Annotated in this window: 10 protein-coding genes; 7 read left to right on the plus strand and 3 right to left on the minus strand. The window is 61.6% G+C overall.

Translation table 11 applies throughout. The features are described from left to right. Positions 1-10: 10 nt before the first annotated feature. Positions 11-643 carry a histidine phosphatase family protein gene (locus WKI89_RS15640; protein WP_337871183.1) on the plus strand — a complete coding sequence of 211 codons (633 nt, stop codon included), beginning with the start codon at positions 11-13 and terminating at the stop codon, positions 641-643. On the opposite strand, the gene WKI89_RS15645 is transcribed toward WKI89_RS15640, so the two are convergent. Continuing rightward, positions 644-796 (minus strand): hypothetical protein, encoded by a 153-nt coding sequence (locus tag WKI89_RS15645; RefSeq protein ID WP_337871185.1) that lies wholly within the window; start codon positions 794-796, stop codon positions 644-646. A 112-nt stretch (positions 797-908) separates the two neighbouring features. Here WKI89_RS15645 and WKI89_RS15650 point away from each other — a divergent pair, with 112 nt between their 5' ends. The 5 genes from WKI89_RS15650 (at position 909) to WKI89_RS15670 (ending at position 5,215) form a co-directional block, all read left to right on the plus strand. Beyond that, the gene (locus WKI89_RS15650; protein WP_337871186.1) at positions 909-2,021 is read left to right on the plus strand and encodes a PLP-dependent transferase; all 1,113 of its coding nucleotides are present in this window, start codon (positions 909-911) and stop codon (positions 2,019-2,021) included. Between the two features lie 56 nt (positions 2,022-2,077). Continuing rightward, positions 2,078-3,166, plus strand: a complete 1,089-nt coding sequence (locus tag WKI89_RS15655; protein WP_337871187.1) for an agmatine deiminase family protein — start codon at positions 2,078-2,080, stop codon at positions 3,164-3,166. A gap of 10 nt (positions 3,167-3,176) precedes the next feature. Continuing rightward, positions 3,177-4,052 carry an N-carbamoylputrescine amidase gene (gene aguB, locus WKI89_RS15660; RefSeq protein ID WP_337871189.1) on the plus strand — a complete coding sequence of 292 codons (876 nt, stop codon included), beginning with the start codon at positions 3,177-3,179 and terminating at the stop codon, positions 4,050-4,052. Between the two features lie 15 nt (positions 4,053-4,067). After that, entirely contained in the window at positions 4,068-4,334 is a 267-nt protein-coding gene (locus tag WKI89_RS15665; protein ID WP_337871191.1) for a hypothetical protein, read from the plus strand. A gap of 539 nt (positions 4,335-4,873) precedes the next feature. Then, complete coding sequence (locus WKI89_RS15670; protein ID WP_337871193.1) at positions 4,874-5,215, plus strand: DUF4870 domain-containing protein; 342 nt, start codon at positions 4,874-4,876, stop codon at positions 5,213-5,215. Here the strand turns inward: WKI89_RS15670 and WKI89_RS15675 are convergent, their stop codons facing one another. Next, positions 5,216-5,668 (minus strand): hypothetical protein, encoded by a 453-nt coding sequence (locus WKI89_RS15675; RefSeq protein WP_337871194.1) that lies wholly within the window; start codon positions 5,666-5,668, stop codon positions 5,216-5,218. A gap of 33 nt (positions 5,669-5,701) precedes the next feature. On the opposite strand from WKI89_RS15675, the gene WKI89_RS15680 reads away from it, so the two are divergent. Beyond that, entirely contained in the window at positions 5,702-6,472 is a 771-nt protein-coding gene (locus WKI89_RS15680) for a glucose 1-dehydrogenase (RefSeq protein WP_337871195.1), read from the plus strand. Between the two features lie 15 nt (positions 6,473-6,487). Here WKI89_RS15680 and WKI89_RS15685 read toward each other — a convergent pair whose 3' ends face one another. Beyond that, complete coding sequence (locus tag WKI89_RS15685; protein ID WP_337871196.1) at positions 6,488-6,727, minus strand: DUF4160 domain-containing protein; 240 nt, start codon at positions 6,725-6,727, stop codon at positions 6,488-6,490. Between the last annotated feature and the right edge of the window lie 164 nt (positions 6,728-6,891).

The following is a 6,891-nucleotide window of genomic DNA, read 5'->3' on the forward strand; positions in this document are numbered from 1 at the left end:
GAACCACCCTATGAAAGAACTCTGGCTGGTACGCCATGGCGAGACCCCCTGGAATGCCGAGGGGCGTTTTCAAGGGCATTACGACGTTAATCTCTCCCCGCAGGGCCTGCACCAGGCCTTCCGGGTGGCCGAGCGCCTGGCCGCCTGCCGCCAGGGCTTCGATGGCCTGTACAGCTCCGACCTACAACGAGCGGCCCTCACCGCCAAGCCCATCGCCGAGGCCCTGCGCCTCACACCCAGCTACGACCCCCGCCTGCGCGAGATTTACGCCGGCGAGTTGCAGGGGCTGTTGCGCAGCGAGATGGAGCGGCTTTACCCAGAGTTCCACCGGGCCATCCAGCGCGACCCCTGGAACACCAAGCGCCCCGGCGGCGAGAGCATGGCCGACCTGGCCGCGCGGGTACAGGCCTTTATCGAGGAGCTACCGGAAGGCCGGTTTATCGTGGTGACCCACGGGGGGGTCATCCGGGCCGCGCTCAAGATTGTGCTCGGGCTCGAAAACGGGGCCTGGCGCAAATTTCAAATCCAGAACACCTCCATCACCCGCCTGCTCTACCCCGAAGGCACCGCTCTCTCGATTGGGGATGTGGGCCACCTCGAGGCCTGGGCCGAGGGGCTGATGGACGAGGCCACGCTCTCGTAGCTACCTCGACCAGCGGATGCTCAGTTCTTCCCCATCCCCCATGGCTTTAGCCAGCAGCTCGATGAGGGCCGGGTCGGCGCCCTGCTCGCGCCAGGTCTCCAGTAAATCCGCATTCAGGTAGTAGCCCTGATCCTGGGCGTGTTCCTCTTCCATCTGGGCGACCGAACGAAATCTGGGCTTCGCTAATCTGGCCGATGGGCGCGCTGGTCTCGGCGTTGAACAGCTGCACCATGCCCCTAGTGTAGCAGGTGGGTATACTGCGGGCATGGAAAAGCCCACCCAACTCAGACCGGCCTCCTGGCTGGTGGCCGCTGGCCGCCCAACCGCGCCCGGCGAACCCCTCAATACCCCGCTGGTTCCGGCCTCCAACTTCATCCTGGGGGAGGAGCGGGCCTACGCCCGCGACGACGGTACGCCCACCTGGGAGGCCCTCGAGGCCCTGGTGGGGGGGCTCGAGGACGGGCAGGCCGTGGCCTTTGCCTCGGGCATGGCCGCGGTGGCGGCGGTTTTTGATCAGCTTCCGGTAGGGGCGGTGGTGGTGCTGCCGGACGACTGCTACCAGGGGGTGGTGGGGCTGGCCCTGGCCGGGGCCGAGAAGAAGCGCTGGTCGGTGCGGCGGCTGGCCCTGGAGGACACCGAGGGCTGGGTGCGGGCCTGTGGCGAGGCCGATCTGATCTGGCTCGAGTCCCCCTCCAACCCGCTGCTCACGGTGGTGGATCTGGCCGCCATCGGACAGGCCCCGCGCAAGCCCGGCGCCATTCTGGCGGTGGACAACACCTTTGCCACCCCCCTCAACCAGCAGCCCCTGGCCTTGGGGGCCACGGTCTCGGTGCAGTCGGCCACCAAATTTATCGGGGGCCACTCCGACCTGCTCGGGGGGGTGGCCACCACCCGCGACGAGGCTTTGTGGCAGGCCCTGCGAAAGTCCAGGGAACTCAGCGGGGCCACCCCTGGCACCCTCGAGGCCTTCCTGGCCGTGCGGGGGGCGCGCACCCTGGCCCTCCGCCTGCAAAAAGCCCAGGAGAACGCCCAGACGCTGGCCCTTCGCCTCGAGCAGCACCCCCGGGTGGCCCGCGTGCGCTACCCAGGCCTGCCCTCCCACCCCACCCACGCCACCGCCCAGCGCGTGCTGAAAGGCTTTGGCAGCATCCTCTCCTTCGAGCTGCACGGCGGGGCCGCCGAGGCCGACGCGGTCTGCCGGCGCGTCCGGCTGATCCGCCACGCCACCAGCCTGGGGGGGGTGGAGTCCACCATGGAGCGCCGGGCGGCCATTCCGGGGCAGGAACACCTCCCCCCTTCCCTGCTGCGGCTGAGCGTGGGTATCGAGGACGTCGAGGATCTCTGGGCCGACCTCGAGGCCGCCCTGCAGGCCCTATAACGGGGTCATTCCTTTCGGGACGCTGCTATTCAGCAAGCTGTTATACTCTAGCCTTTGTGGAGAAGACCCTCACCCCCCGCGCCCTGGGCTTTGCCATGCCCGCCGAATGGGCCCCCCACGCCGCCACCTGGACGGCCTGGCCCTACGACGACGAAAAATGGCTGGGCTACCTGGAACCTGTACGGCAGGAGTTCGCGGCCTTTGTGAACACCCTGGCCCGCTTCGAGCCGGTGCACCTGGTAGTAAACGACGAAGAATCCGAACGCGACGCCAAAGCCCGGCTCTCGAGCCAGGTTCGCTTTCACCGCATCCCCCACGACGACCTGTGGCTGCGCGACTCGGGGGCGATCTTCGTCACACACCCCCCCTCCCCCGACCACTTTCCCCCACAAGGAGGGAAAGGGGGGGCTGTGCATCTACCCTCGGTGGCCCCCATCAACTGGGAGTTTAACGGCTGGGGCGGGAAGTATGCCGCCCAGCAGGACAACCAGATGCCCCTGCACATGGCCCGCATTCTGGGAGCCCATCTGTTCCATGCAGGCATCGTGATGGAAGGGGGCTCACTGGAAATCAACGGGGAGGGCGTATGCCTCACCACCCGCCAGTGTTTGCTCTCGCCGGAGCGCAACCCCGGTCTGAACGAGGAGGAGCTCGAGGGTTACTTGCATCAGTTCCTGGGCATTGACAACGTGGTCTGGCTGGGGGACGGGCTGGAAGGCGACCACACCGACGGGCACATAGACACCCTCACCCGCTTCACCTCGCCCCACACCATCGTGACGGCGGTCTGTCCAGACCCCGACGACCCCAACCACCGCCCCCTGCAGGAAAACCTGGAAATCCTGCGAAGCCTGGGGGGTTTTCGCATCGTGGAGCTGCCCCTCCCCAAAAACCCGCTCTGGCTGGATAGCGAAACCCGCCTCCCCCTCACCTACGCCAACTTCTACATCGCCAACGGCGCCGTGCTGGTGCCCATCTACGGCGACCCCCACGACGAACAGGCCCTGGAAATCCTGCGCCCGCTCTTCCCCGGACGCGAGGTGATCGGGCTCAAAAGCCGCTACCTGATCACCGGTGGGGGCAGCTTCCACTGCGTCACCCAGCAGCAGCCCGCCGGTGCCATATGGCCGGGTACAGAACGCTAGAGGAGCCACCATGACCAAGCTAGCCGTTGTTCAGATGTCCATGACCGCCGACCGCGAGCAGAACCTGGCCAAGGCCACCCGGATGGTACGGGAGGCCGCTGCCCAGGGGGCGCAGATTGTCCTGCTTCCAGAGCTTTTCGAGAGCCTCTACTGGTGCCAGGCCGAGCGGGATAAATACTTTGCCCTGGCCAATCCAGCAGAAAACCATCCCTTCATCCCGCACTTCCAGCAACTGGCCCAGGAGCTTGGCGTGGTGCTTCCACTTTCTTTTTTCGAGAAGGCCGGACAGGCTTACTACAACAGTCTGGCCATGATTGATCACAGCGGCGAAATTCTGGGCATCTACCGCAAATCGCACATTCCCGATGGCCCCGGCTATGAAGAAAAGTATTACTTCAACCCCGGCGATACCGGCTTCAAAGCCTTCTATACCCGGTTTGGCCAGGTGGGTGCAGGCATCTGCTGGGATCAGTGGTATCCCGAGTGCGCTCGGAGCATGGCCCTATTGGGAGCAGAGATTCTGCTATACCCCACCGCAATTGGTTCCGAGCCTGCCGAGGCTGGAGGAATAGACACCAAGGATATGTGGCAACGGGCCATGATCGGTCATGCGGTCTCGAATATCTGCTATCTAGGGGCCGCCAATCGGGTGGGCACCGAAGTAGTAGAGGGCCTCGAGCAGACCTTCTATGGCTCCTCCTTTATCGCCGACTACATGGGCAACAAGATGGTCGAGGCCGGTCGCCACGAAGAAACCGTCCTGGTAGCTGAACTCAACCTGGAAGAAGCCCGCACGTTCCGAGCCAGCTTTGGCTTCTTTCGTGACCGCAGGCCCGATCTCTACGGCCCCCTCCTGACCCTGGATGGCAAAACCCGCAGACTATGAGCCTGGGAGGAAATCATGAGCCGATGGGTGCAGGTGCTGGTGATTTTCGGAGTGCTGGCGGTGGGATTTATAGGCGGCTGGCTAGGGTATCAGCTTGGAGCCTACAGCGGTAGAAATGCAATCATCAACAACCTCCGTGGGGAAGCCCAGTACATCCGTGACCGGGCCCGCACAGGTCAACCAGAAGCCAGAGATTTCTGCCGTGCCTACCGTGGTCTGACAGGTGAGCTGAGCGGTGAATATCTTGCGCGGGCTTTGCAGCCATTGCGGGATTGCAACTAGCGCAGGGGTCACGCAGGTAAGCCGAGCCGCCACAGTATCGCGGTTTTCACCATGACTCCGCCATCTTGGTGCACGTTGCCGCCTCGGGCGGGAAGCCCGTCCTGCGCCACGCCAAGGCGCGGCGTGGGATCGTCCCTTGGCTGTACGGGCTCCGGCCCGTCCCGAAAGGGGATCGTCCCGTTGGTGCATGGGCAGTAGCCCATCGCGAAGCGGATCGTCCCCCAGCCAAGTCATTCAAGCGGCCTGTCGCGTTTCCTACCATTACAACGGTTCCCCCAGTATGCGGGTGTTGGCTGAGCCTGTCGAAGCCAACGCGGTTTATTGGCCTGGTTAGAGCACTCTTCACAATTATTGAACCGCTCACAACTCGATTGTTTTTTCCTGCACAGCACAGTGGCCTCCCGGATGGGAAGCCGCGTCTGTGAAGAGTGCGATAACCCGGCACGGTAAACAAGGGCGTACCAGGTATTCGGAGCAAGCTCTCGTGGGAACCGCTCTAGGTAGCTGATGGCTTGGGCCTTTTGTTCTACTATTGTGGCATGGAGACCAGTCGCGACGATCGCAACATCGCTATTGTGGCTCATCTGGCCCCGATTTTTGGCTATCTGATTGCCATCGGGCAAATCCTGATTCCCCTGCTGATCTACATCCTTGGCCCCGACCGGCTGTTCGTAAAGGAACAGGCCAAGGAGGCCCTCAACGCCCAGATCAGCTATACCCTCTACTGGCTGCTGGTGATTCCACTGATGTTCATTCTGATCGGGATTCCGCTGGCTATTCTTTTGGGAATTCTGGTGATCTGGACGATGATTGCCGCAGCTATTGCGGTATCGGAGGGTAAATCTTACCGGTATCCCTTCATTTTTCGCCTGATTCGCTAACTACTTTTTGGCAGCCTTGGCTTTGCCCTCGAGGGTCATGGCGAAACTGCGGGTCATGGTCTTGATGTACTCCACCCGCCGAAAGCGCAGGGCCGACCAATCCACGTCTATGGCTACCTGGCGCACCGGTTCCAGCCCCATTTCTCCCAACACGGCCCAGCCGCTATCCCGGTTGAATTCCCATTCGTACTTTTTGGAGGTGCCCTTGGGGTAGGCAAACCACACCACCGCAGCCCCCGCTAGCTTGGGTACTATGGCCTTTGCAGCTTTGTCTACTTGGTTTTGTTTGGTCGCGAAGATCAAGACGAATGGGATTTTTTGCGCTGCTTTATGGCTATGTAGAATTGTGACGTTTTCAAGGAGGCTCAACTCTTCATCAAATCCCTCGGGCGCGTTCAAAACGACCCGTTCGGTTTGGTCTTTGAGGTTGAGCTTTTTGAACAGGGGGGTCATGGTTGAATTGTATCCGATCTGATTGGATAAACTTTGAGCATGTTTCAGGGCAAGGTAGTGCTGGTAACCGGGGCGGCTCGAGGCATTGGGCGGGCCATTGCCGAGGCATTTGCCAAAGAACAGGCCTTACTGGTGCTGTGTGATGTGCGGCCGGAAGGCCTCGAGGTTGCCAAACAGCTAGGAGCCTTGTTCGTGTATGCCGATATTGCGCAGGCCCTTCACCGCGAACGCTTTGTCGAGCAAGCTACCAAACAATGGGGCGCAATCCATGTACTGGTCAACAATGCAGCTATTGCCGCGCCCGGTTCGGCGCTCAAGGTGGGGTTGGCCGATTGGCAACAAACCTTGGAAGTGAACTTGACCGCGCCCATGCACCTTTCTGCCCTGGCGGCCAGGGAAATGGTGCGGTCTGGAGGAGGTGCGATTGTGAATGTGGCCAGCGTGCAGGGCCTCTTCGCCGAGCAGAACAACGCTGCCTACAATGCCTCCAAGGGTGGATTGGTAAACCTGACCCGTTCGTTGGCGCTGGACTTGGCCTCCATGAACATCCGGGTCAATGCGGTAGCGCCCGGGGCCATCGCCACCGAGAGCGTACTGGAAGCCATTCAGATGTCCGAGCATCCCGAACTGACCCGCCAGGACTGGGAAGACCTACATGCCCTGCGCCGCCTGGGAAAACCCGAAGAAGTCGCCCAGGCGGTGGTGTTTCTAGCTTCCGAGAAGGCCAGCTTTATCACCGGCACCATTTTGCCGGTGGATGGCGGTATGACCGCCAGCTTTATGATGGCAGGTAGACCGGTATAGCAAAGGCTCTATGGCCTACTGTTCGTGCAGCAAAAGCTCTCCGCTGGGCTTTTCGCCTTCATTGCCTTTGACATTGGCCCAGTGTTTGAGGAGTTGATCGCGCGCATCTGCGATGGCTTGCTGGATGCGACCCAGTTCGGTGCGGGAAAAACCGTTGTTGGATTGTAGAGTCAGCGGTTGCAGCAAAAATTTGGCGAAATGCCCCTCGTGTTTCACACAAATGTAGGGCTGCTCGAGGTTGTAACCCGAGTTCACATAGAAACGATACTGTCCCGAACGATGAAGTGTAATCCCTTCGTGTGCTACCTGCAGTCTACCCTTCCACCCCCGCCATCCTGAGCAGAAGACGGCTGCGGATGAGGTTGTGCACCAGCAGAATCAGGTTCACCCGCGCCAGGAAACCTGCAAACGACCGGGCC

It is taken from the genome of Meiothermus sp., assembly GCF_037443965.1.
In the GTDB taxonomy this organism is placed as follows: Bacteria; Deinococcota; Deinococci; order Deinococcales; family Thermaceae; genus Meiothermus.

What these genes read in the sequence shown, in the direction of transcription:
- WKI89_RS15640 (WP_337871183.1), top strand. Translation starts at nt 11, where the DNA reads ATGAAAGAACTCTGGCTGGTACGCCATGGCGAGACCCCCTGGAATGCC.
- WKI89_RS15645 (WP_337871185.1), bottom strand. Translation starts at nt 796, where the DNA reads ATGGAAGAGGAACACGCCCAGGATCAGGGCTACTACCTGAATGCGGAT.
- WKI89_RS15650 (WP_337871186.1), top strand. Translation starts at nt 909, where the DNA reads ATGGAAAAGCCCACCCAACTCAGACCGGCCTCCTGGCTGGTGGCCGCT.
- aguB (WP_337871189.1), top strand. Translation starts at nt 3,177, where the DNA reads ATGACCAAGCTAGCCGTTGTTCAGATGTCCATGACCGCCGACCGCGAG.
- WKI89_RS15665 (WP_337871191.1), top strand. Translation starts at nt 4,068, where the DNA reads ATGAGCCGATGGGTGCAGGTGCTGGTGATTTTCGGAGTGCTGGCGGTG.
- WKI89_RS15670 (WP_337871193.1), top strand. Translation starts at nt 4,874, where the DNA reads ATGGAGACCAGTCGCGACGATCGCAACATCGCTATTGTGGCTCATCTG.
- WKI89_RS15675 (WP_337871194.1), bottom strand. Translation starts at nt 5,668, where the DNA reads ATGACCCCCCTGTTCAAAAAGCTCAACCTCAAAGACCAAACCGAACGG.